Consider the following 23,990-nt stretch of genomic DNA (forward strand, 5'->3'; position numbering starts at 1 on the left):
TTATAGCTCCTTCCCAGGCTCTCCCGCCGGATATGGTGTTTTTTCTAATTGATCACCAATCCATGAGTCACCATCTTCCCAAAACTCCTTTTTCCAAATCGGAACAATTTGTTTTATGCGTTCCATAATATATTCGTTCGCTTCATAAGCCGCTTTACGGTGTGGTGTTGAAACAGCAACAACAACCGCTATATCAGAAATTTGCAACGTACCGATGCGATGTGTAATCGCAACGTGTGTACCTGGCCATTTCTCTTTCACTTCTAATCCGATTTTCTCTAGCATCTTTTCTGCCATCGTTTTATAAGCGACATATTCTAAGTATAATGTACGACGCCCTTTCGTAAACTCTCTAACCGTTCCAATAAATGTTGTAACAGCACCGCATTCACGTCGAATTACTTTCTTCGTTACCTCTTCAATCGAGATTTCTGTATCAATTACTTCATAATATGTATTTGTCATTTCGCACTCCTAACCGTTTGTAAAAACCAGTCTATGTACAACTCTTCTTCTGTTATATGAAATACTTTATATTCTTCTCGTATATTTACTGGGACATCATACCACGTAATAACCGCCACTATATTTTCTACTTTATGTAAAAGCTCAGCATCTTCCGCAGAACGAAGTAACACTACTTTCGGGTAGTTCTCTTTTTTATAGCCCTCTATTAAAATTGTATCCACTTTAAAAAACTCATATAAGCGAATAATTTCTTGCAAGGACCATTTCTTTCTTAGTGAAGAAAGTGAAAGTAATCCAGCACCTTCTACACTACTTACGACAGCACCAGCTTTACGGTGTCTTTCGCTATCTTTTTGCGCTACTTCTGGAAAACCTCCGTGCCCGTGATGTTTAATTGTAGCAACTTTCATTTCGCTTTCGGCTAATGCATGCACAATTTTCTCTACAAGTGTCGTTTTTCCGCTATTTTGATACCCTACTATTTGTAAGATTGAAGAGGCTTCGCCCATGGCCACTCACATCCCTCAGAGTGCTCTAACAATAATACGGATACTTTCATTCCGGTCTCAAATCCTCTCGTTCCTCCGGGTAACACGATAAAAGCATTCGCATCTGCAAGTGAAGATACCGCACTCGATTTATCTAAACCAACCGGCATCGCTTGTAACGCCCCATCCACAATTGTTACGTTCGCTCTTACGAAACGAGTAAATGGATTTGGCTTCGGAAAATCTTTTTGTAAAATAGCATCCGCTCTATATACGTGAGGTTCCTTCGCATACAAATACGTTTTTATAATTGGATGCACAAATAATTCAAAGCCTACATAACAAGCAGACGGATTTCCTGATAAACCAAAGAGTAACTTTCCATCAACTTCAGCTACTGTCGTTACACTTCCGGGCCTCATGGCTATCTTATTAAAGAGTACATTTGCCTGTAATCTTTCATAAATAGCTGGTAAGTAGTCATAATCTCCTACTGATACACCGCCTGTTGTAATTAAAATGTCGACCTCATCCATCGCTGATTGAACAGCTGTAAAACATGCATCTAACTCATCCGCGAGTTGACCATAATAACGAACTTTCCCGCCAGCTTTCATAATTTGAGCTGCGATCATATACGAGTTACTATTTCTAATTTTCCCCGGTTCTAACGGCTCATGTACTTCTAATAATTCACTTCCTGTCGTTACAATACCGACAACAGGCTGTTTTACAACTTTCACCGTGCTATATCCAAACGTTGCTAGTAAGGCCGCAACACCTGGATTAATTGCAACACCTTTCTTAACGAGAACTTGATTTTGTTTTATATCTTCTCCTTTAAACGACACATTGTCACCGTTATTAAAAGGACGTTTTAACTTCATATATGTTTTCCCGTTCTTCTCAAACCCTTCTGTCAGCTCTAGCATTACGACTGCATTGCAATCTTCTGGAATAGCTGCTCCTGTCATAATACGAATTGCTTCAAAAGCTCCTACTTCCTCTAAAAAAACGGAACCCGCCCCGATTTCTCCTATTACTTCAAATTCAACTGGATTCTCTCGAGTTGCTTCTTTCGTATCTTCTGCTCGAATGGCGAAACCATCGTAAGGGGAACGATCAAAATGAGGAACGTCATGATCTGAGACAACATCTTCCCCGAGAATTCTCCCGTAACTTTCCGTAATAGAAATTTCTTCTACTTCACCATGCTTCGCATATTTCATTACCCGTTCTACTGCCTCAGCAACTTGAATTGGAATTCGTTTTTCTACCATCGTTTCTCACCTCATATTTGCAATTTTTTTTATCTCGATTAAACTTTATATATTCAATAGAAATTACTTCAAGGAGGAATTCCATGTCTTCATTTACACATTTCAATGACCAAGGACGCGCAAAAATGGTTGATATAAGCGACAAAAAAGCAACCGTTCGAACAGCAATTGCGTGCTCTAGCATTGTCGTTACGAAAGAAATTTACGATAAAATCTCTCACAATGAAATTGGGAAAGGTGACGTATTAGCAGTTGCGCAAATCGCAGGCATTATGGCCGCGAAACGTACTTCTGATATTATCCCAATGTGCCACCCTTTATTATTAAAAGGTGTTGACGTTTCTTTCGATTGGAAACAATCAGAAGAACAATATCGTTTACTCATTGAAGTAAAAGTTAAAACAGAAGGTAGCACCGGTGTTGAAATGGAAGCTTTAACAGCTGCTTCCGCTACCGCTCTTACTGTGTATGATATGTGTAAAGCTGTCGATAAAGGTATGATTATCGGCGAAACGTACTTACTTGAAAAAACAGGTGGAAAAAGTGGAGATTATATGAGAAATTCATAATCCTCTCTCCGTTGAGCCTAAAGGGTTTCCTTTAGGTTCAACCTATATATCTTGCATATAAACTTTTCGCTACATTCATATCATTCGTCCCATGAATGAACGCCCTGCCATCTGTAAATAAAACAAAACGATATTCTTCTACCGGAAATGATAATAAATAAGGTGTCGCCTTTATCTCTACGCTTCTTTGTAAGCGTTTTTTAATTTCTTCTAAATTAAAATTCTTCCGCACACCCGGGCGAATTTGTACTGTATTCCGCCCACATAACACTTCTGTTTTCGTTTGTCCTTCAAATGTTAAACTCGGATATGTACGTAACCTTCCGCAAGATAAACAAGTATCTTTTTTCTGCCTATTCACTTTAAATGCCATCTGTTGATTATTCCAAAGATCAAACGATAACATCGTTTCACGAAGCGCACCAAAGTCTTCTACTAATATTTTCAGCGCTTCCGTAATTTGATGCGCAACTACTAATTGTACTGCCGGTTGTATAATACCAGCTGTGTCACATGTTGCACCGCTCGCTGGATGCTCCATTAAACAGCGAAAACACGGTGTTTTCCCTGGTAAAATTGTATACGTTACTCCGTAGCTTCCGACACACCCACCATATATCCACGGAATATTATACTTTTGTGAAATATCATTAATAAGAAGACGCGTTTCAAAATTATCTGTCGCATCTAATATTAAATCTACATCATTCACTAATTCTTCCATTTCTTGCACCGTTACATCCGTCACAACCGGATTTATTTCCACCTCAGAATTAATCGCTTTTAAATGTTCTGCAGCCGCTATCGCCTTCGGTTTATACTGCTTTGCATCTTCTTCTGTATATAGTTGTTGTCTTTGTAAATTACTCCATTCTACATAATCACGGTCAGCAATCGTTACTTTTCCAACACCTGCTCTAACAATCGCTTCTGCATTTGCCGCACCGAGAGCACCAGCACCAATAATAAGCACATGCTTCTCTCTTATTTTTCTCTGTCCTTCTTCTCCAACACCAGAAAATAATATTTGTCTTGAATATCGCTCCTGCATGCGATAGCCCCCTTTCTTATCCTCCTATATAAGACATTTCGATTTTCGGACGATTTTTTGCACTTTCTTCTGTTCGTTCATCCGAATACCTATCTTTTCTATTCATCCATACATCTTGTATAACACTTAATAACTCCTCATCCGAAAGATTTCCTCTAAGAAGTTCTCTTACATCCAAACCCTCTGTCGCAAATAAGCACGTATAAAACTTTCCATCTGCCGAAATTCTCGCCCTCGTACAAGAGACACAAAATGACTCAGAAACAGATGTAATAAAACCAACTTCAACATTTGTTCCAACGTACCGATATCGCTTCGCAACTTCACCAAAGTAATGCGCTTCAGCTGGCTCAAGTGGATCCATCTTATGAATCATCTCAATCAATTCTCGTTTTGTAACGACTTGATCAAAATTCCACCCATTTGTACTACCAACATCCATAAACTCAATAAACCGAAGCGTGATTCCTTGCTCTTTAAAATACGCAGCCATCGGAAGTACTTGATGATCGTTCATCCCTTTTTTCACAACCATATTTACCTTTACTTCCAGCCCCGCCTCTTTAGCTGCTATAATTCCCTTAATTACCGGTTTCGTATTAATATTTCGACCATTAATATTCTTAAATATGTCGTCATCTATTGCATCTAAACTAACATTCACTCTATGTAATCCAGCTTCTTTTAATGCCTTCGCTTGTTTCGTTAAATGTACGGCATTTGTCGTTAACCCTATATCTATTAGCCCATCAATTTTCACAAGACGTGCAATAAGTTTTGTTAAATCTTTACGAAGTAGTGGCTCACCGCCAGTAATTCTAATTTTTCGTACACCAATGTTAACAAATAATTTTGCCAAACGCTCAATTTCATCAAAAGTTAGTAAAAACTCATCTTTCAAAAAAGCATAATCTGACCCAAATATTTCCGCTGGCATACAATATGTACATCTAAAATTGCAACGATCAATGACAGATATACGTAAATCTTGAAGTGGGCGTCCAAAAAAATCTTTAACCATCTCCTGCATCGCCACCCTCCCTTTCTGCCAAATTTCTTTCTTTTCATTCTATTATAATATATTTTCGAACTGCGATGTTTTTGCTCAAGAGAATAATGTGAAACTTTAAATAATTAGAGGGGATCCACTCCCCTGGTTAACGAGGTTTACTTACAAATACAAAGATAAAAAAACCTTGAAACATAAAAGTTTCAAGGTTTTCTGCTTATTAACTTAATCTAATAATAGTTAGGGTAGCCCCTGGCGTTGCTGTAGATAATGTAGCTACTGCAACTACTCCAAATAACTGTAAGCTAACAGCGGCTCCAGCAGGCAAGTTAGCGATTATTGTTGCACTAAATGAACCAGTAGCCACTGTCGGGGAGTTTATCGTTCCCGCAAGCGGACTGCCATTTACAGTTATACGAGAACTTACAAGTAATCCTGCCGTTAAATTAATTGTATAGGCTATATAATAGTTTCCTGCATTCGCAACTGTAAATACAGTATTTCCACCACTAACGGTTATTCCTGGTCCAATATTTTGATTGTTTGGTAACGGAATATTCGTGCCACCTAACAAAACAGAAATAACACTTCCTGATGTATTATTCGCAAACGCATACGTTGCAGTTGTACTGACTCCGGTCACCCCGGTCGCTCCTGTGGCTCCGGTTGCTCCAGCTCCGGTTGGACCAGTTGGACCTTGGATTCCTTGTGAGCCGGTTGGACCTGTATCTCCAGTTGGACCTTGTGAACCGGTTGCTCCTGTAGCCCCCGTTGGACCTTGGATTCCTTGCGGGCCTTGAATTCCTTGGGGACCTTGAATCCCTTGTGGACCTTGAATTCCTTGGGGACCTTGAATCCCTTGTGGACCTGTCGCTCCGGTTGCTCCTGTAGCTCCCGTTGGACCTTGAATTCCTTGCGGGCCTTGAATTCCTTGTGGGCCTTGTGGGCCGGTCGGACCTATCTCTCCTTGCGGACCTTGGATTCCCTGTGGGCCTTGTGCCCCGGTTGCCCCTGTCGCTCCTTGGATTCCTTGAGGACCTTGTGGACCTTGAATTCCTTGGGAGCCGGTTGGACCTATGTCGCCTTGTGGGCCTTGAATTCCTTGGGGACCTTGTGCTCCGGTTGCCCCCGTTACTCCTTGGATTCCTTGGGGACCTTGAATACCCTGTGGACCGGTTGGACCTATCTCTCCTTGAACACCTTGGATTCCTTGCGGGCCCTGTAAACCCGTCACTCCGGTTGCTCCCGTTGCTCCTGTTGCTCCTGTCACTCCAGTTGAGCCTGTCGCCCCGGTATCTCCTGTTACTCCTGTCGCACCTGTTGCTCCTGTCGGGCCAGGTGGTCCACCTGATGGACCTGTCACTCCTGCCGGACCTGATGGCCCCGTTGGGCCGGTCGGTCCTGCTGGTCCTCCTGACGGGCCAGTCACCCCTGTTGGACCGGTTACTCCTGTTGGACCGGTAGTTCCTTCTCCCGTCGCTCCGGTTGCCCCCGTATCTCCTGTTGCTCCCGTCGGACCTTGCACTCCTTGAATTCCTTGTGGTCCTTGCACTCCTTGTGCACCTGTTGCTCCTTGAATCCCTTGTATTCCCTGCACTCCTTGTGCGCCCATCGGACCTGTTGGACCAATCGCCCCTTGTATTCCTTGCACTCCTTGGGGCCCCTCTGGACCGGTTGCTCCTATTTCCCCTTGTATCCCTTGAATTCCAGTTGCTCCTTGTGCTCCAGTTGCTCCCGTTATCCCTTGCACACCTTGTATTCCCTGTATTCCTTGTGGACCTTGTGGGCCGGTTGCTCCTTGCACTCCTTGAATGCCTTGTATTCCCTGAGGACCCTCTGGACCCGTTGCTCCAACTGGCCCTTGAACACCTTGTATTCCTTGCGGGCCCTGCAGTCCCTCTGGGCCTTCTGGGCCGGTTGGACCTATCTCTCCTTGTATCCCTTGGATTCCAGTTGGACCTTGTGACCCAGTCGGACCTATGTCACCTTGCGGACCTTGGATTCCCTGTGGGCCTTGTGCTCCTGTTCCCCCTGTCGCTCCTTGGATTCCTTGAGAACCTTGTGGGCCTTGAATTCCTTGTGGGCCAGTTGGACCTATGTCGCCTTGTGGGCCTTGAATCCCTTGCGGACCTTGATCTCCTGTGGCCCCCGTTACTCCTTGAATTCCTTGGGGACCTTGAACACCTTGTGGCCCTGTTGGACCTATCTCTCCCTGCACACCTTGGATTCCTTGCGGACCCTGTAAACCCGTCACTCCGGTTGCTCCCGTTTCTCCTGTCGCTCCTGTCACTCCAGTTGAGCCTGTCGCCCCAGTATCTCCTGTTACTCCTGTCGCCCCGGTTGCTCCTGTCGGGCCAGGTGGTCCACCAGATGGACCAGTTACTCCCGCCGGACCTGATGGCCCCGTTGGGCCGGTCGGTCCTGCTGGTCCTCCAGACGGGCCTGTTACCCCTGTTGGACCAGTTACTCCTGTTGGGCCTGTAGTGCCTTCCCCTGTCGCCCCAGTTGCTCCCATATCTCCTGTTGCCCCCGTCGGACCTTGGATTCCTTGAATTCCTTGTGGACCTTGCACTCCTTGTGCACCCGTCGCTCCTTGAATTCCTTGTACTCCTTGCACTCCTTGTGGCCCCATCGGACCGGTTGGACCAATCGCCCCTTGAGCACCTTGCACTCCTTGTGGCCCCTCTGGACCCGTTGCTCCTATTTCCCCTTGTATCCCTTGAATTCCAGTTGCTCCTTGTACTCCTGTTGCTCCCGTTATCCCTTGCACACCTTGTATTCCCTGAATTCCTTGTGGGCCTTGTGGGCCTGTTGCTCCTACCGGTCCTTGAATGCCTTGTATCCCCTGTGGACCCTCTGGACCCGTCGCTCCAACTGGCCCTGGCACACCTTGTATTCCTTGCGGGCCCTGCAGTCCCTCTGGGCCTTCTGGACCTGTTGGTCCTATATCACCCATCGGACCTTGTATCCCTTGAACTCCCTGTGGCCCTGTTTCTCCTGATGGCCCTGGTACTCCCTGTATACCTTGTGGACCTTGATCTCCTGTGGCCCCTGTTACCCCTTGTGGCCCTATAACCCCCTGTATACCTTGTGGACCTTGATCTCCTGTTGCTCCCGTTGCCCCTTGAATACCTTGAACTCCTTGTATTCCTTGTTCACCAGTTACTCCCGTCGGACCAGGAATACCTTGAATACCCTGCGAACCTTCTGGACCTGTTGGCCCAATTGGTCCTTGAATCCCTTGGATTCCTTGCAAGCCCTGTGCTCCCGTACTTCCAGTCGGACCTGTACTTCCTGTAGCCCCAGTATTCCCCGTTGCTCCAGTCGCACCTGTACTTCCACTCGGTCCACCACCTGGACCTGTCGCACCAGTCGGCCCCGTCGGACCAGGAGGTCCTCCAGATGGTCCAGTTATTCCAGTTGGACCTGTTATTCCAGTCGGGCCTGTTATCCCCTGACCAGTTGCTCCAGTTGCACCTGTATTTCCAATCGGTCCTGGTGTTCCTTGTATCCCTTGTGCTCCTTGTATTCCTTGTGGACCAGTTGCACCCGGTAACCCTTGGACGCCTTGAATTCCTTGAGATCCCTCAGGTCCCGTCGCTCCAATTGGCCCCTGTAATCCCTGTATCCCTTGTATACCTTGTGCCCCAGTCGCTCCCGTTGGACCAATCGGACCTTGTAGCCCTTGCACACCCCCCGGTCCTGTCGCTCCAGTTTCTCCTTGTGGTCCTCTCAATCCTTGTGACCCCTGCTGTCCTTCTGGTCCAGTTGCACCTATTGGACCAACTGATCCTTGTATCCCTTGCACACCTTGAGGTCCTGTCGGGCCCATCTCCCCCATCGGACCTTGTAATCCTCTTGGTCCTTGAGGTCCTGTTGGGCCTTGTGGACCGGTTGGACCAGTAATCCCTATACCTGTAAATCCAGTTGGAACAGGTGGGAAAGTAGGCCCAATAAGTTCTGGTGGAATTCTAAAATTAGAGCTTAACGAATTTTGCTTCCGATTATTATCACGATTCTTCACACTTTCACCACCTACAAACCGTCTTTTTCATAATAAATAAGCCTCTTCTTAATCTATTTACAAAAATAATTTCCAAGACTATTTTTATTTTAAATAATAAAAACTCCCTTAATTCCTTAAGGGAGTCCTGCAATTGAATCCATATTATCTGTATTAGGGACAGCTTGTGCTATACCCGATGTATTTACACTTTGCCCCATATTTGTTCCTGTTACAGTACCAGCAGGAGTGCCTCTTGTATATGTTGTCGTCACCGAATCACCTGGCTGTAAACAAAGCTTCGTCTCCGTCCCTATTACTGTAACAACATCAATCCAAGTGCACCCCATTGAACCACTATATGATTTCGAAGCAGTAAATGAAGTATCACTCAAATTATCACCAGTAAATATATTCCCAGTGTTATTCACAATAACAAATTCTTTTATATGAGCAGGCATAATTACACTCTACCTTTCCTCTATGAACCTAATGTACGTGTACTTGTTGCTAACGGCGGAAGAAACACTGATGTTCTAATGACTGCTTCTGGCTGTCTTTTCCCATTTAAAAAAATAGCCGCACTCGACCCTCCAGCACCTGCATATACTTTTGCTACAGCTAAAGGCGAGATATCATAACAGTCGCCGACATTAACAGCTCCTGTATTATTCATAATTTTTACTTTACGCAAATTAATCCCCATTTACCCCTCCTCCTTTTTATACTGTATGCAAAAGAAAAAAACTTGAAACAGACTCGTTTCAAGTTTTTAACTATTAACTATTTCGTTTCACCTTCATATTGAAGCATACCGCCAACCATATTCACTGTTTTAAATCCTTGCTCATTTAAATAATGACATACATTTTCACTGCGCATTCCTGAACGACAAATAAAGATATATTCATTCTCTTTATTAAAGAAATCTACTTTATGTGGGATATCGCCCATTTTAATATGTACAGCTTCTGGAATCTTTCCTGCCGCTACTTCTTCATCTTCTCTTACGTCTACTAAAAATAACGTTTCTCCATTTTCTAAACGCTCTTGTACCTCTTCTGTAGTAATTGTTTTAACTTCTGTCATATGTAGTTCCTCCTTATATACAATAAAACCTTTAGTTTCTTTTTCACAAACATTCTCTACCAATTTTAGCACGCAAAAGAAAGAACGCAAAGAATCGAAAAACTATTTCTCAATTTTCTCGCAAAACTTATTCTTTACAAACATAACTCTTGCATTGTATCCTCAATATACTTGTCTTATGAAAGGAGCCAATGAAAATGACACTTTCCCTTTTCATAATGGGCATCATTTTCTTAATCGCTGCAATTATTACTCTTAGTATGAAAAATACTAAAAAAATAAAATCACCCCAAGAAATGTCATTCTTATTTCTATTGCTTAGTATCGCATTCTTCGGTATAGCAATTGCCACATATATTTTCCGTCTGCAAATCATGTAAAAAAAGGTGCCTACTACAAACATTGCACCTTTTCCCCATCATTTGTCTTCTAAACAAAACTAGATACTTTCCGATTTAAAAATTCATAAACTTTCTTTTCAAATAAATGAATATCAAATGCTCCCGCCATATGCCCATTTATACTTTCTATCTCATACACTTCCGCATACTTCCCTTGTTTTTGCAAAATATCTACCATTTTATAGTTGTAACGAGACGGCTGAAGCAAATCTTGTTTACACGGAATCATAAGTACATTCGCTTCTATGTTAGAAAGAGATTCTTCTAATGAAGAAAAACCATGTGCAATATCATGCAATAAAACTGCCTTTGCAGTATACATCCATGAATTTGCATCTACTAACTCTATACTTGTATATGTCGCTTTATTTATCTCTTTTTCAAATGATGTTAATGTAGAAAACTTTTCATAAGATTCTATCTCTATACTATTACGAGGAAATGCCATTTCATAAAAATGCTCATCAAACGCGTTCATAAACATCATTCTATTTGCTAAATGAAGCCCCTTTATCGGCTGCTCTTCTCCATATTTTCCACCTTTCCAACTTGGATCCAGTTGAATTGCTTCAATCGCATTTTGCGCTACGTTTACTGACGTAATAATTGGATTTTGTGGGTTCGTAATAACGCCAATCATCCGCTCTACCATATGTGGATAGTGAACCGCCCATTGTTGTGCAATCATTCCCCCTGCCGACGGTCCAATTACAGCGTGTAACCTTGAAATTCCCATACCTTTTATTAACTCATATTGCATACGAGCTACATCAAGAAATGTAAAAACCGGAAAATCCATAGCATATTCTTCTCCAGTTTCTGGATTAATCGATTTCGGTCCTGTTGTAATCACATATGGATTTCCTACCTGCACATTACAAAGATTATCCGTACATATAACAAAATACTTATTTGTATCAATTGCTTTCCCAGGTCCAATGAGCCCATCCCACCAACCAGACTCCTCATCATGCACTGTATATTTTCCTGCCGCATGACTTGTTGCACTAAAATAATGACAAACCAAAATTACATTTGACCTTTCTCTATTTAAAGTGCCATATATCTCGTATCCCATTTGAACAGGAATTTCCCTGCCATTTTCAAACGTAAACTCTTTTAAAACAAACTTCTCCTTTTTTACAATTTGCACAGACTCTTCCTCTCCCCGTTATAGTATGAACTGCTTACTAAAGATTTTTTTCTATGCAAACTAATCTCCTTCTTCTTTTCATAAATAAATGAATAATATACAAAATTAGCCACAAAATAGCACTATATTACAAGATTAAAGAGGGCATACACATGATTTGGAATTGGTTACGTAAGAAAAAAAAATCAAATAAACCAGAAGCAAACGAAACAGATAATCAGGAGCAGCATTCTAACAATGAAGAGGATGATAACAAAGAACAGACTAGAAGTATGAAACATAATAAAGGTAAAAATCACGAACAAAAAGATTCTTCTCAGGATAAGCAACAAAGTACTAAACAAAAAGATTCTTCTCAGGATAAGCAACAAAGTACTAAACAAGAGGATTCCTCTCAGGATAAGCAACAAAGTACTAAACAAGAGGATTCCTCTCAGGATAAGCAACAAAGTGCTAAACAAGAGGATTCCTCTCAGGATAAGCAACAAAACTCTAAACAAGATGACTCTTCTCAGGATAAGCAACAAAACTCTAAACAGGATGATTCCTCTCAAGATAAGCAACAAAGTACTAAACAAGAGGATTCCTCTCAAGATAAACAACAAGGTGCTAAACAAGGTGATTCGTCTCAAGATAAACAACAAAACGCTAAGCAAGGTGAACCTTCTCAAAGTAAGCAACAAAGCTCTGGAGGTAATAGTATTTATGACTTTACAAAACCAGAAAAAGATCGTATTCATTCTTTACAAAATTTAATAGAGAAACTTAAAAAGTCTAGTGATTTTGTTAATTATCACACATCTGACGATGAAACGATGCCTTATTGGATTTCTTATTATCGCCCTTCACTTGATGGGGAGAAATTACAGAAGTATTTAATGCCTACTCTTTTAGAGAGACCTTGTACTTCGCTAGAAGAACTAAAAGAACATATTCCGATGAGTGGCATTACAATTACGAACGACTTACAAAAAATTGAGGACATGGTTTTAAAGGGACATGCAATCATTCAATTAAATCAGCAAGATCAAAAATGTATGCTTGCAAACATTGCAATTGATAATTATCGTGCACCAACTCCTCCTTTAAACGAATCAACTGTTATTGGTCCGCAAGAAGGTTTCGTAGAGGATATTGATACAAACATTAATTTAGTTCGAAAACGTCTTCCTGTTTTAGATTTACAAACAAAAGAAATGATTGTCGGTGAGTTTTCTAAAACGAAAGTTGTCATGATGTATTTAGACAATCTCGCTGAAAAAGATAATGTAGATTTTCTAGAAGAGTCATTACGCGCTCTTGAATATGATCAAATTAATGATAGTGCTTATTTACAAGAATTAATGGGTGAAAAATCGATTTTCCCTCTCTATATCAATACAGAGCGCACTGATAGAGTTACAAAAGCACTAATTGATGGGAAAATTGCAATTTTCGTTGATGGTTCACCAAATGTTCTATTAACGCCCGTATCATATTTCGATTTCTTTATTTCACCAGAAGATTATAATGTCTCTTGGCTATATGCAACATTTTCAAGAGTTTTACGGCTTATCGCTGTCCTTTTCTCAATTTGTGCAGCTCCATTATATGTTGCCGTTTTAAATTATCATTACGAACTCATTCCGAGTGATTTACTTGAAACTTTAATTTTATCAAGGGCGCAAGTACCGTTCCCACCTTTAATTGAAGCACTTTTTTTGGAATTAGTTATCGATTTATTAAGAGAAGCTGGCGCAAGGTTACCGATGAAAGTCGGTCAAACACTCGGTATTGTAGGCGGTATCGTAATCGGACAAGCATCTGTACAAGCAGGTTTAACGAGTAACATTTTATTAATTATCGTTGCACTATCAGCACTCGCTTCCTTTATTACCCCCATTTATAAAATGGGTAATGCGGTTCGATTACTACGCTTCCCGTTTCTCATATTTGCAGAAATAGGTGGACTTTTCGGAATTTCACTTGGATTTATCTTTTTATTTACCCATCTATTTAGACTTACTTCTTTACGTAAGCCATACGCTTTGTTTTATCCGACAAGACAACAATCTGTTAAAGATTCTTGGATTCGTTTTCCTTTAACAATGATTGATACAAGGGATGTGCAAGCAAGGCCACAACATGTAAAAAAAGCAGCGAAAGGAATTTCGACGAAACATAGCTCTGACTTTGATGATTAAGAAATGAGGTGCATTGATGAGTAAAGTTCAAGAAAAATATCAAATATCTCCTATCTTTGTTTTCTTCTTAATTCACAGTGCGCAATTTGGAGCTGGCGTTCTAGGTTTCGCTCGAATTATCGCAAAAGCTGCTGGATACGACGGCTGGATGGGAGTTCTCCTCACAGGAATCATCATTCATACTCTAATTTGGATGATGTATTATTCATTAAAAAATGTAGAGGGAAACTTAATTGATTTACACAAACAACTTTTTGGAAAATGGATTGGAAATGGTATTAATATCATTTTTATGGTTTATTTTTTTATTGTAAGCATTTCTGTTGTTAGAACATATGTCGAAATTATTCAAGTATGGATGTTTCCTAGTGCATCCACCTGGATGCTCACATTCTTTTTATGCTTAATAAGTTATTACATTATTTCATCAGGATTTCGAGTCATTACAGGAATTTGTGTTATTTCCGTTGGTGGAACATTAGGTTATCTTTTTCTAAGTCTTTTCATTTTGAAATTCTCACATTGGGATAACTTACTTCCAATATTTTCACATCCTTTTACCGATATTTTGAAAGCAGCTCAACTATCTATTTATAGTATGACAGGATTTGAAATTTTCCTTATGATTTATCCATTTGTTAAAGAGCCAGAGAAATCCCATAAATTTGCGCAATATGGGGCATTATTTTCCAATATTCTATATTTGTTTAGTACCATTCTCGCTTTTACATTCTTTAGCGAAAAACAACTACTCAAAACAATTTGGTCTCAACTGTCCATGACACAAGTTATCAAACTTCCTTTTATAGAGCGACTTGAGTATATCGCTATTTCTGGTTATGCTCTCGTTATTATTACAAGCTTTATCCTACCTTTATGGGCCGCTACTAGAGGAACTCATGAAATTTTTCGTGTTAAACAACGTGGGATTTTAATTGCCTTGATGCTTATCACCTTAGTTGTTTCACAACTTTTAACGAACAGGCATGATATCAATGATTTTATTAGTAATGTATCTAAAGTTAGTTTTTGGCTTATATATATATACATTCCAATTCTATTTATTATTGTGTGGGTGAAAAGAAAATGGACAAAACAAAAAGAAAGTTAATACTTCTTGTTTGCATCAGTATCTTCAGTCTAACTGGTTGCTTACAAAAAAATATTATTGATGATGTTCAACTCATTCAAGGAACTGCCTTCGATACAGCAAAAGATAATAAAGTAAAAGTTACATTCGTTTGTCCTATACAAAAAAAGGGAAATAAAGTTCAAGTTTATGAAGGAACAGGAAACGCAGTAAAACAAGTAAAGGCAGATACATCTTTAGAATCTTCACAACCTTTCGCAAGCGGTCAAATGCGTGTTGCCTTATTCACAACAAAGATTGCTAAAAAAGGATTATCCAATTCTTTTGACACATTAATTCGTGATGTGAATATTGGTAACTCACTGTATGTTGGACTATTAGAAGGCAGTGGTACTGAACTATTTAAAGGAAAATATAGTACCTCTTACAATGTTGCGATTTATATAAAAAAAATGTTAGAACATAATATGGACACTGGCCCTTTGCCAACTGACAATTTATATTTAGGTGCCTTCAGATACTACCGTGAAGGACAAGATTCCTATATGCCTATCCTCAAAAAACATGGAGATAAAATAAAAATTATTGGTATTGGTCTCTTGAAAAAGGATAAGTTAGTTGGAACAATTAAGTACCACGATATGTTTGTTTTCAAAGGACTGCTAGAAAAGCACCGTTTGGACTCACATGAATTTAAAACCAATCCTGGCTATACAATGATTAATAACATTCGTTCCGTTCCTACCTACGAAGTAAACATAAAAGATGGGAAACCTTCTTTCTATATTCACGTTAAGATGGATGCTCGTATTCAGGAGCTTTCTAGAAAATTTAATTTAGAAAACAAAAAAAACACAACAAAAATAGCCAAATCAATCGAAAAACAATTAGATGCAAAAGCTACAAAACTAATTAAACAGTTTAAATCTCTAAATGTTGATCCTCTTGCACTAGGAGCAAAATATAGACAACATTATCGCCCATTCAAATTAGAAGAGTGGCGACAAATATATAAAGATGTTCCGGTTCATATAAAATACACCGTAAATATTACAAATTCTGGTGTAATTGAATGAGAAATGATTGAACTCCTCTCTCCAGCATGATACAACGGAGAGAGGAGTTTTTATTATCAAATAGAGAGAAGATATTTATGGGGGAGCTTATGTCTAAAAAATTAGTAAAGCCTATTTTAAATGGTATTTTATTTCTCGCCGTCTTTTTATTTGCTCATACATACTTAAAAAATGTTTCCTTCACACGTTACTTGCTTGTCGTTATACCAATGTTACTCCTTGGTATGTTTGGCATCGACCTTATTTTATCCCTTTTAATAAAAAAAGAAGAATAACGAGCGAACATCTTATTTCGATAAGATGTTCTTTTCATTTCATAATCACCTTATGTTACAATGAGATTCGGCACTAAGCGAGAAAGGATGAAACAACATGACAAACGAAAAAGGTTTAGATAAAGGATATGAACTTGTTGCGAAAATGCATGAAGTATTCGGACATCCTGTGACAAATACTCCAACAAAATTAACAGAAGAGCGTGCAAAAATCCGTGCAAGTTTTATGCAGGAAGAACTAGAAGAATTTCTAGAGGCAACGACTGTTGAAGATCAATACGATGCACTGATTGACCTTATTTACTTTGCATTCGGAACGTTTGCAGAAATGGGCGTACGTCCAGATAAAGGATTCGAAATTGTAAACAACGCCAACATGGCAAAACTATTCCCTGATGGGAAGCCTCGATTCCGTGAAGGCGACGGTAAGATTCTAAAGCCAGAAGGCTGGCAAGCACCGGAACCACAACTTCGTGCTGAAATTGAACGTCAGCGTCAAGAAGCTGAAAAAAACTGCTAGGATTTCCTAGCAGTTTTTTATTATGTCTTTTTTTCTGGCAATCATTAATGACCCACGTGTCCCGCATGTCCTGCAGCTCCACTAATGCTAGCCGCTCCTGCTGCTGCCCCCGCTCCTCCTGCTCCAATTCCACCTGTCCAAGGAGAAGATTGTTGTTGTTGATACTGTTGGTATTGTTGGTGTTGTTGGTGTTGTTGGTGTTGTTGGTGTTGTTGGTGTTGTTGGTGTTGTTGGTGTTGTTGGTGTTGTTGGCCTTGGTAACCTTGATGACCATGTTGACCTTGGTGACCGTGGTGGCCTTGATGGCCGTGGTGATGTACTTGTTGTTGATGATGTCCATGATGACCTTGGTGACCTTGGTGGTGATGGTGGCCATGATGACCTTGGTGGCCGTGGTGGCCATGGTGATCTTGATGAATTTGATAAAGGACAGCCTGCGGATGTATATGATGGTGGCCGTGGTGATGTACTTGTTGTTGATGATGTCCATGATGACCGTGGTGACCTTGGTGGTGATGGTGTCCATGATGGCCATGGTGTCCTTGGTGGTGATGGTGTCCATGATGGCCATGGTGTCCTTGGTGGTGATGATGTCCATGATGGCCATGGTGACCTTGATGATGGTGTCCATGATGACCGTCGTGGTGGCCATGGTGACCGTCGTGGTGGCCATGGTGACCGTCGTGGTGGCCATGGTGACCGTCGTGGTGGCCATGGTGACCGTAAAAACCTTGTGGATAACCACCTACTCCTCCAACGAAAGATGGGAATGTAGTTGGTACGCCTACTGGTACTCCTCCCGCTGCTCCGCCTACAAATGTTGGGATTCCTGTTTGCACTCCAGCTACTGATGATGGAAATCCTCCTGTTAATGTTGGAATTCCAGTTTGTGCTCCAGCTACTGATGTGGAAAATCCTCCAGGTGTTCCACCCATCCAGCTCGGAATTCCGCCATATCCTTGTTGTCCGCCTCCCATTAACATCATTTGTTCATAACTATCCGATCCACCTCCGAAAAAGCCATGTGGTGCATTATTGTCCATCCCTTTCATTCCTTTCACCTCTTCTACTCAATTTAGCCTACCTTTTTTATCATATTTCCTATAGAAAAATAGGTGTTTGTCTGCATTGGAATTCCGCTCTTTTATTTGTACGTATTGGAATAATTGAAAACTTAGACTAGGGTGATCCAGAGATTATTTTCTACACAAAAAAGCTCAGAGTATACATACTCTGAGCTTTTATTTAGAATAAATTAATTTGCAACAACATTAACAAGTTTTCCAGGAACAACAATTACTTTACGAACTGTTTTCCCTTCAATTTGGTCTTGAATTGCTTCAAGTGCAAGTTGTTCCATTTCTTCTTTTGATGCGTCTTTACTCATTGTTAGTTTTGCGCGAACTTTACCCATAACTTGAACAACAATTTCAACTTCATCTTCTACAAGTTTAGACTCATCAAATGTTGGCCAGCTTGCATATGTGATTGTTTCATTGTATCCAAGTTTGCTCCATAGCTCTTCCCCGATATGAGGTGCAACTGGTGCAATCATTTTTACGAAACCTTCTACATATTCTCTCGGAAGTGTTTCAGCTTTGTATGCATCGTTGATGAATACCATCATTTGAGAAATCGCTGTGTTGAAGCGAAGCTCTGCATAGTCTTCTGTTACTTTCTTCACTGTTTGATGGTAAGCTTTTTCAAGCTCTTTATTTGGTGCGTCAGTAATTTTCTCACTTAATTCACCGTTATCTTGAACGAATAGACGCCATACGCGGTCTAGGAAACGACGAGCTCCGTCAAGACCATTTTCAGACCAAGCAATTGAAGCATCTAATGGTCCCATGAACATTTCGTATAGACGAAGTGTATCTGCACCGTGGCTTGCTACGATATCATCAGGATTTACAACGTTACCTTTTGATTTACTCATTTTCTCGTTGTTTTCACCTAGAATCATACCTTGGTTGAATAATTGTTGGAATGGCTCTTTCGTTGGAACTACACCGATATCGTATAATACTTTATGCCAGAAACGAGCATATAGTAAGTGAAGTACGGCATGTTCTGCACCACCGATATAAATATCAACTGGAAGCCATTGTTTTACTTTTTCAGGATCTACAAGTGCTTCGCTATTGTTTGGATCGATGTAACGTAGGTAGTACCAGCAGCTACCAGCCCATTGCGGCATTGTGTTCGTTTCACGACGACCTTTTTTACCAGTCTCAGGATCAACAACATTTACCCACTCGTCAATGTTAGCAAGTGGTGATTCACCTGTACCTGAAGGACGGATGTTTTCTGTTTTCGGAAGAACTAATGGTAATTCCTCTTCTTTCACAGCTGTCATTGTACCATCTTCCCAGTGAATTACTGGAATTGGTTCACCCCAGTAACGTTGACGGCTGAATAACCAGTCACGTAGACGGTACGTTACTTTTTGATTTCCTGCGCTCGTTGCTTCAAGCCATTCAATCATTTTTGCGATTGCTTCTTCTTTATTTAATCCATCAAGGAATGCTGAGTTTACGTGTGCACCATCACCTGTGTACACTTCTTTCGTAATATCTCCGCCTTTTACAACTTCCTTCATTGGAAGATTAAATACTGATGCGAATTCATAGTCACGCTCATCGTGAGCTGGAACTGCCATTACAGCACCTGTTCCGTAAGTTGCAAGAACATAGTCAGCGATCCAGATTGGTAATTTCTCACCGTTTACTGGGTTAACTGCGTAAGCACCAGTGAATACACCAGTTTTCTCTTTCGCAAGTTCTGTACGCTCTAGGTCACTCTTCATTTTTACAGCGTTAATGTAAGCTTCTACCGCTTCTTTTTGTTCTGCTGTTGTAATTTCTGCAACAAGTGCATGTTCTGGAGCTAGTACACAGTATGTTGCACCAAATAATGTATCAGGGCGCGTTGTGAAAACTGTGAATTTCTCGTCTGTACCATCGATGTTGAAGTGTACTTCTGCACCTTCAGAACGACCGATCCAGTTACGTTGCATATCTTTTAAGCTTTCAGGCCAATCAAGCTCATCTAGATCTTCTAATAGACGATCTCCGTAAGCTGTAATTTTTAACATCCACTGTCTCATCGGACGACGCTCAACTGGATGTCCACCACGCTCACTCTTACCGTCAATGATTTCTTCGTTTGCAAGTACTGTACCAAGTGCTGGGCACCAGTTTACAGGTACTTCATCAACGTAAGCTAAGCCTTTTTCAAATAGTTTTAGGAAGATCCATTGCGTCCACTTATAGTAGTTTGGATCTGTTGTATTTACTTCACGGTCCCAATCGTAAGAGAAACCTAATGATTTAATTTGGTTACGGAACGTATTAATATTATGCTCTGTAAATTCAGCTGGGCTGTTTCCAGTATCAAGTGCATATTGCTCTGCTGGAAGACCAAATGCATCCCATCCCATTGGATGCAGAACGTTATATCCTTGCATACGCTTCATACGAGATAAAATATCTGTCGCTGTATAACCTTCTGGATGTCCTACGTGTAAGCCTGCACCTGATGGATATGGGAACATATCTAGTGCATAAAATTTTGGTTTTTCTGTCTCATCTGGCGTACGGAATGTTTTATTCTCTTCCCAGTACCCTTGCCACTTCTTCTCAATTTCTTGATGATTAAAGCTCATGAGATACCCTCCTTGAAATTCTATTTATTTTCACCGCCCAAAATACAAAAAACCTCTCATCCCTAGAAAGGGACGAGAGGTTATAGATTCCCGCGGTACCACCCTAAATTAATGTACAAATATACATTCGCTTAGATCCGTAACGTGGATTAACGGCAATTGCTACTATTAGTTTCACAACTGCAACTCAAAGGCGAGTTCATAACGAAACGTGGATTGACTTGCACCGACCGTCAACTCTCTAAACCAGCTTCTATTACTACTACTCCTTCTCACTGTTATTACACATATAAGTTAAGTGAACTATCCTTCACCTAGTATCTCTTAAGAGCTTACTTAAAGCGAGGACTTCTCGGTTAATCGTTACTCTTAATAACTAACGAATTCATCTTAAGACAGCCGAGCTATCTCCCTTGTTCTAAAGGTTGTTTTATTTAAATATATTCTAAAACATGTTACATGTTCCGTCAAACTAAACTGCAATTTTTTCTTCAACTGTTTCTTCTACTTTTACTCGTTTATCATAAATGCTCGTTGCTATAAGCGCTACTACAAGCATTACCATGATTGCTATAAACAATACTTCCATATTGTATAAATCCACAATTGCTCCGCCAACGACCGGTCCGAACATTTTCCCTACAGTCGCCGCACTATTTACGACACCTTGATAAAATCCTAATTTATCTTTTGGTGCAAGTATATTTGCAATCGTTGGAACCGCAGGCCATACAAATAACTCACCAATTGTTAATGTTACCATCGCAACGAGGAACATCGTAAATTGCTGCGCTTGACTTAACACAATGAATGACGCCGCAAAAATGAAGATTCCAATCATAATTTGTTGTTTTAAAGAACGCTTCATCCAACGAATTAGCATACTAACAAGTGGTTGCGCACAAACAATCATCGCTCCGTTTATCGTCCATAGTAAACTATAGTGACGAAGGCTAATATTCAATTCTTGCATATGTGTTGCAATCGCTCCTTGCCACTGTACGTATGTAACCCAGCATAAAGCATATGCTACACACACGATAAGAAGTGCTTTAAATCCAGGTGTAAGTGACCACCCTTTTTTCGTTTCGACTTCTTTTTGCACTCCTGGCTCCTTCTTGTCTTCCATACCGCGGAATCCAATAAAAGCAATTAAAAAGAAAACAAAGTATAAAATAAAATTCGCTAAGAAAATATAATCAAAACGATACGATGCAACTAATCCACCACATGCTGTTCCGATCGCAATACCAACATTTTGTCCAACGTACATCGCATTAAATGCCCGTCTTCCGCCTTCTGGCCAAACCGTACCAACCATCGCATACATCGATGGGAAGACCATTCCAGAACCGAAGCCGATTAACGCTAGCCATACAACATATAACGGCCAACCGTGGAAGAACACAAGACCTAAAATCGATACAAGTGTAATCACAATCCCTACTAAAGTTGATTTATAACCGCCCCATTTATCAAATAAAACACCGCCGAGCAAGTTTCCGATTACACCAGTAAGCGAATTGATCATTAATACCATTCCGGCCACAGATAAAGATTTTCCTAGGTGATCATGCAAATAAATTGTATTAAAAGGCCATAAAAAAGAAGCACCCGTGACATTAATAATCATCCCAGCTACTAATAGCCATACTTTCCTTGGCATAGTTTCCCCTCCTATTCTATTTTTTTCGATCATATATATAACAGTAAAATTGTAGTCGTTTTTAAATAGGAAGGCAACTGATTAATAGTTGATGAAATTCAGATAATGGTTCAACGGTAAATGAAATTATATTGATTGCTTCTTGGATTATATCAGCGATTATTAAAATATATCGACTTACCGACAAAAAATGACAACAGTAACAATGTATAAAGAGGCTGCATGAACTTCATGCAGCCTCTTTATACTATCCAACTTCCTTTTCTCGCTTCGCACTTTCTTTAGCGCTCCATTTAAATATTTTATCTAATAAGGAATATATTCTCCCAGATTCTTTCGTTAACAAAGGTCCTAACGATGCTAATATTAAAACATACAAAGCTGAGAATGGTTTAATAGTTGCCATTAAGCCGCCCGCAATTCCAATATTCGCGACGATAATGGAAAATTCTCCGCGTGATACAAGTGTTAAACCGATATTCGTAGAAGCCTTATGCGATAACCCAGCTTTACGCCCCGCAACCATTCCAGCAGTAAAATTACCGATAAGAGTAATGAAAACTGCTCCTAATGCCAACCACACTGCTCCTCCAAGTGAAAATGGGTCTATACTTAAACCGAAGCTGAAAAAGAATATAGCTCCAAAGAAATCACGAAACGGAACAACGAGCTGTTCAATTCGATCACTATGCTCTGTTTCAGAAAAGACGAGCCCTAATAATAATGCTCCAATTGCCTCCGCGACATGAATCGTTTCTGAAAATCCTGCTACAAAGAATAAAATAGCGAATATTACGATAATAAAAATTTCATTGGACGAAATATCTAACATTTTATTTAAAAATCGTGTAGCTTTTCTAGCAACTACAAAGAATAGTAGCATATACCCTACTGCGATTAAAATAGATGTAAGAGCACCTACAAATGACGTTGCCCCTCCGAGTACTAATCCTGAAACGACCGATAAATATACGGCTAAAAAGATATCATCAAACATAATGATTCCTAAAATTAGCTCCGTCTCTTTATTACCAGATCTTCTTAAATCAACAATTACTTTCGCAACAATTGCACTCGATGAAATTGTTATGATCCCAGCAATAATTAATGTTTCTAATAAGGGGAAACCCATTATATATCCGTAAAGTAAACCTAATATAAAATTAAGCGATATATGAACAGTTCCCCCAAAAGCAATTGACTTTCCTGATTTAATTAATTTTTTAATTGAGAATTCTAAGCCTAAATAGAATAAGAGGAATATAACGCCAACACGGCCGAGGAAGGAAATAACTTCTCCGCTTTCAATAAATCTTAAATCGATAAGCCCTAAATCTGGGGCATGGGGCCCCACTAGCATACCGAGTATAATGAGAAACGGAATAATCGAGAACTTTAACTTTGCAGCGAGAATAGCTGCAAAAGCGACTAATACTAACGCAGTCCCAACTTCAAAGATTAAAGTATCCATCGATTATGAATCCCCTCCTACTGAAAGCAACTCATTAATAATTCTTTTTACTTCATGTCTTTCACCTGATAGTACGAGCATATCGCCAGCTTCAATGATAGAATCTGGGCCTGGATTAAAGAACTTCTTCATATTCTTTTTCAAAATGGCAATAATCGTTACGTTATATGTGTTTCGGACATGTAAACTACCAATTGTTTTTTGTACGACTGGTGCATTATTTTCCACCTTAAACCACTCAATTGATAATCCTTCAAAGGCCATTTCAATCGTATCTAAAGCTTGTGGTCTATATACCATTCCGCCCAATATAGCTGCAATTTGTCTCGCTTCGGAATCACGAAGAGAGACGCTTGAAATACTCTCCTCATGATCAGCATCAAAATGGTACATTTCTCTTCGGCCATCATCATGAATAACGATAACCATCTTTTCATTACCTTTTGTAATCACTTCAAACTTACATCCAATACCCGGCAGTTCACTCTCTCTAATATTCATATTTTCCGCCTCCTAATTCTTTTAGTTACGGCT

At 40.2% G+C, this 23,990-nt stretch carries 22 protein-coding genes and 1 other annotated feature; of the genes, 7 read left to right on the top strand and 15 right to left on the bottom strand.

Annotation, left to right across the window (positions count from 1 at the left end; genetic code table 11):
- From moaE to ACTFSL_RS07325, 3 genes are read right to left on the bottom strand one after another with little or no spacing between them, the layout of a single operon-like run.
- A complete protein-coding gene (moaE, locus tag ACTFSL_RS07315) occupies positions 1–465 on the bottom strand; it encodes a molybdopterin synthase catalytic subunit MoaE (protein ID WP_000185942.1) in 465 nt (154 codons plus the stop codon).
- The gene (gene mobB, locus ACTFSL_RS07320; protein ID WP_135278031.1) at positions 462–983 is read right to left on the bottom strand and encodes a molybdopterin-guanine dinucleotide biosynthesis protein B; all 522 of its coding nucleotides are present in this window, start codon (positions 981–983) and stop codon (positions 462–464) included. Before mobB ends, moaE begins: the two co-directional genes overlap by 4 nt.
- A complete protein-coding gene (locus ACTFSL_RS07325; protein ID WP_088338314.1) occupies positions 947–2,236 on the bottom strand; it encodes a molybdopterin molybdotransferase MoeA in 1,290 nt (429 codons plus the stop codon). The genes mobB and ACTFSL_RS07325 overlap by 37 nt, the downstream gene beginning before the upstream one ends.
- 83 nt (positions 2,237–2,319) lie before the next feature.
- Between ACTFSL_RS07325 and moaC the strand changes: the two genes are divergently transcribed.
- Positions 2,320–2,805, top strand: a complete 486-nt coding sequence (gene moaC, locus ACTFSL_RS07330) for a cyclic pyranopterin monophosphate synthase MoaC (RefSeq protein WP_088338313.1) — start codon at positions 2,320–2,322, stop codon at positions 2,803–2,805.
- 37 nt (positions 2,806–2,842) lie between these two features.
- On the opposite strand, the gene ACTFSL_RS07335 is transcribed toward moaC, so the two are convergent.
- The 6 genes from ACTFSL_RS07335 to ACTFSL_RS07360 form a co-directional block, all read right to left on the bottom strand.
- Entirely contained in the window at positions 2,843–3,856 is a 1,014-nt protein-coding gene (locus ACTFSL_RS07335; protein ID WP_001158098.1) for a molybdopterin-synthase adenylyltransferase MoeB, read from the bottom strand.
- 16 nt (positions 3,857–3,872) lie between these two features.
- Positions 3,873–4,886 (bottom strand): GTP 3',8-cyclase MoaA, encoded by a 1,014-nt coding sequence (moaA, locus tag ACTFSL_RS07340; RefSeq protein ID WP_001157119.1) that lies wholly within the window; start codon positions 4,884–4,886, stop codon positions 3,873–3,875.
- A 199-nt stretch (positions 4,887–5,085) separates the two neighbouring features.
- Positions 5,086–8,889 carry a BclA-related collagen-like exosporium protein gene (locus ACTFSL_RS07345; RefSeq protein WP_440041444.1) on the bottom strand — a complete coding sequence of 1,268 codons (3,804 nt, stop codon included), beginning with the start codon at positions 8,887–8,889 and terminating at the stop codon, positions 5,086–5,088.
- 116 nt (positions 8,890–9,005) lie between these two features.
- Positions 9,006–9,329: a hypothetical protein gene (locus tag ACTFSL_RS07350; protein WP_001110855.1), complete on the bottom strand. Its 324-nt coding sequence runs from the start codon at positions 9,327–9,329 to the stop codon at positions 9,006–9,008.
- A gap of 20 nt (positions 9,330–9,349) precedes the next feature.
- On the bottom strand, positions 9,350–9,574 hold the full coding sequence (locus ACTFSL_RS07355; RefSeq protein ID WP_000512468.1) for a spore germination protein: 225 nt from the start codon (positions 9,572–9,574) through the stop codon (positions 9,350–9,352).
- Between the two features lie 77 nt (positions 9,575–9,651).
- On the bottom strand, positions 9,652–9,957 hold the full coding sequence (locus ACTFSL_RS07360; RefSeq protein WP_000141207.1) for a rhodanese-like domain-containing protein: 306 nt from the start codon (positions 9,955–9,957) through the stop codon (positions 9,652–9,654).
- A gap of 197 nt (positions 9,958–10,154) precedes the next feature.
- Between ACTFSL_RS07360 and ACTFSL_RS07365 the strand changes: the two genes are divergently transcribed.
- The gene (locus tag ACTFSL_RS07365) at positions 10,155–10,337 is read left to right on the top strand and encodes a hypothetical protein (RefSeq protein WP_000175905.1); all 183 of its coding nucleotides are present in this window, start codon (positions 10,155–10,157) and stop codon (positions 10,335–10,337) included.
- Positions 10,338–10,386: 49 nt separating this feature from the next.
- On the opposite strand, the gene ACTFSL_RS07370 is transcribed toward ACTFSL_RS07365, so the two are convergent.
- Positions 10,387–11,511 carry an alpha/beta fold hydrolase gene (locus ACTFSL_RS07370; protein WP_088338310.1) on the bottom strand — a complete coding sequence of 375 codons (1,125 nt, stop codon included), beginning with the start codon at positions 11,509–11,511 and terminating at the stop codon, positions 10,387–10,389.
- Positions 11,512–11,663: 152 nt separating this feature from the next.
- Between ACTFSL_RS07370 and ACTFSL_RS07375 the strand changes: the two genes are divergently transcribed.
- From ACTFSL_RS07375 to ACTFSL_RS07395, 5 genes are all read left to right on the top strand, one after another.
- Positions 11,664–13,694 (top strand): spore germination protein, encoded by a 2,031-nt coding sequence (locus ACTFSL_RS07375; protein ID WP_088338309.1) that lies wholly within the window; start codon positions 11,664–11,666, stop codon positions 13,692–13,694.
- Positions 13,695–13,710: 16 nt separating this feature from the next.
- Positions 13,711–14,805, top strand: a complete 1,095-nt coding sequence (locus ACTFSL_RS07380; RefSeq protein WP_088338308.1) for a spore germination protein — start codon at positions 13,711–13,713, stop codon at positions 14,803–14,805.
- Complete coding sequence (locus ACTFSL_RS07385; RefSeq protein WP_088338307.1) at positions 14,781–15,860, top strand: Ger(x)C family spore germination protein; 1,080 nt, start codon at positions 14,781–14,783, stop codon at positions 15,858–15,860. The genes ACTFSL_RS07380 and ACTFSL_RS07385 overlap by 25 nt, the downstream gene beginning before the upstream one ends.
- An 89-nt stretch (positions 15,861–15,949) precedes the next feature.
- Positions 15,950–16,135, top strand: a complete 186-nt coding sequence (locus ACTFSL_RS07390) for a hypothetical protein (protein ID WP_135278027.1) — start codon at positions 15,950–15,952, stop codon at positions 16,133–16,135.
- A gap of 97 nt (positions 16,136–16,232) precedes the next feature.
- The gene (locus ACTFSL_RS07395; protein ID WP_000180554.1) at positions 16,233–16,655 is read left to right on the top strand and encodes a hypothetical protein; all 423 of its coding nucleotides are present in this window, start codon (positions 16,233–16,235) and stop codon (positions 16,653–16,655) included.
- Positions 16,656–16,699: 44 nt separating this feature from the next.
- Here the strand turns inward: ACTFSL_RS07395 and ACTFSL_RS07400 are convergent, their stop codons facing one another.
- The 5 genes from ACTFSL_RS07400 to ACTFSL_RS07420 all read right to left on the bottom strand — a co-directional run bounded on the left by ACTFSL_RS07400 (position 16,700) and on the right by ACTFSL_RS07420 (position 23,957).
- Positions 16,700–17,707, bottom strand: a complete 1,008-nt coding sequence (locus ACTFSL_RS07400; RefSeq protein ID WP_440041445.1) for a hypothetical protein — start codon at positions 17,705–17,707, stop codon at positions 16,700–16,702.
- Positions 17,708–17,910: 203 nt separating this feature from the next.
- Positions 17,911–20,319, bottom strand: a complete 2,409-nt coding sequence (gene leuS / locus ACTFSL_RS07405) for a leucine--tRNA ligase (protein ID WP_000009461.1) — start codon at positions 20,317–20,319, stop codon at positions 17,911–17,913.
- Between the two features lie 65 nt (positions 20,320–20,384).
- Positions 20,385–20,604: a binding site (T-box leader), on the bottom strand.
- A gap of 187 nt (positions 20,605–20,791) precedes the next feature.
- On the bottom strand, positions 20,792–21,985 hold the full coding sequence (locus ACTFSL_RS07410; protein ID WP_001137561.1) for an MDR family MFS transporter: 1,194 nt from the start codon (positions 21,983–21,985) through the stop codon (positions 20,792–20,794).
- 247 nt (positions 21,986–22,232) lie between these two features.
- A complete protein-coding gene (locus ACTFSL_RS07415; RefSeq protein WP_000380176.1) occupies positions 22,233–23,456 on the bottom strand; it encodes a cation:proton antiporter in 1,224 nt (407 codons plus the stop codon).
- 3 nt (positions 23,457–23,459) lie between these two features.
- A complete protein-coding gene (locus ACTFSL_RS07420) occupies positions 23,460–23,957 on the bottom strand; it encodes a cation:proton antiporter regulatory subunit (RefSeq protein WP_001026053.1) in 498 nt (165 codons plus the stop codon).
- Between the last annotated feature and the right edge of the window lie 33 nt (positions 23,958–23,990).

Source organism: Bacillus cereus group sp. MYBK108-1 (assembly GCF_051917185.1).
Lineage (GTDB): Bacteria > Bacillota > Bacilli > Bacillales > Bacillaceae_G > Bacillus_A > Bacillus_A cereus.

Coding starts and splice junctions, on each gene's coding strand:
- moaE (WP_000185942.1), bottom strand. CDS start 465: ATGACAAATACATATTATGAAGTAATTGATACAGAAATCTCGATTGAA.
- ACTFSL_RS07325 (WP_088338314.1), bottom strand. CDS start 2,236: ATGGTAGAAAAACGAATTCCAATTCAAGTTGCTGAGGCAGTAGAACGG.
- moaC (WP_088338313.1), top strand. CDS start 2,320: ATGTCTTCATTTACACATTTCAATGACCAAGGACGCGCAAAAATGGTT.
- ACTFSL_RS07335 (WP_001158098.1), bottom strand. CDS start 3,856: ATGCAGGAGCGATATTCAAGACAAATATTATTTTCTGGTGTTGGAGAA.
- moaA (WP_001157119.1), bottom strand. CDS start 4,886: ATGCAGGAGATGGTTAAAGATTTTTTTGGACGCCCACTTCAAGATTTA.
- ACTFSL_RS07350 (WP_001110855.1), bottom strand. CDS start 9,329: ATGCCTGCTCATATAAAAGAATTTGTTATTGTGAATAACACTGGGAAT.
- ACTFSL_RS07355 (WP_000512468.1), bottom strand. CDS start 9,574: ATGGGGATTAATTTGCGTAAAGTAAAAATTATGAATAATACAGGAGCT.
- ACTFSL_RS07360 (WP_000141207.1), bottom strand. CDS start 9,957: ATGACAGAAGTTAAAACAATTACTACAGAAGAGGTACAAGAGCGTTTA.
- ACTFSL_RS07365 (WP_000175905.1), top strand. CDS start 10,155: ATGACACTTTCCCTTTTCATAATGGGCATCATTTTCTTAATCGCTGCA.
- ACTFSL_RS07375 (WP_088338309.1), top strand. CDS start 11,664: ATGATTTGGAATTGGTTACGTAAGAAAAAAAAATCAAATAAACCAGAA.
- ACTFSL_RS07380 (WP_088338308.1), top strand. CDS start 13,711: ATGAGTAAAGTTCAAGAAAAATATCAAATATCTCCTATCTTTGTTTTC.
- ACTFSL_RS07385 (WP_088338307.1), top strand. CDS start 14,781: ATGGACAAAACAAAAAGAAAGTTAATACTTCTTGTTTGCATCAGTATC.
- ACTFSL_RS07390 (WP_135278027.1), top strand. CDS start 15,950: ATGTCTAAAAAATTAGTAAAGCCTATTTTAAATGGTATTTTATTTCTC.
- ACTFSL_RS07395 (WP_000180554.1), top strand. CDS start 16,233: ATGACAAACGAAAAAGGTTTAGATAAAGGATATGAACTTGTTGCGAAA.
- ACTFSL_RS07400 (WP_440041445.1), bottom strand. CDS start 17,707: ATGAAAGGGATGGACAATAATGCACCACATGGCTTTTTCGGAGGTGGA.
- leuS (WP_000009461.1), bottom strand. CDS start 20,319: ATGAGCTTTAATCATCAAGAAATTGAGAAGAAGTGGCAAGGGTACTGG.
- ACTFSL_RS07410 (WP_001137561.1), bottom strand. CDS start 21,985: ATGCCAAGGAAAGTATGGCTATTAGTAGCTGGGATGATTATTAATGTC.
- ACTFSL_RS07415 (WP_000380176.1), bottom strand. CDS start 23,456: ATGGATACTTTAATCTTTGAAGTTGGGACTGCGTTAGTATTAGTCGCT.
- ACTFSL_RS07420 (WP_001026053.1), bottom strand. CDS start 23,957: ATGAATATTAGAGAGAGTGAACTGCCGGGTATTGGATGTAAGTTTGAA.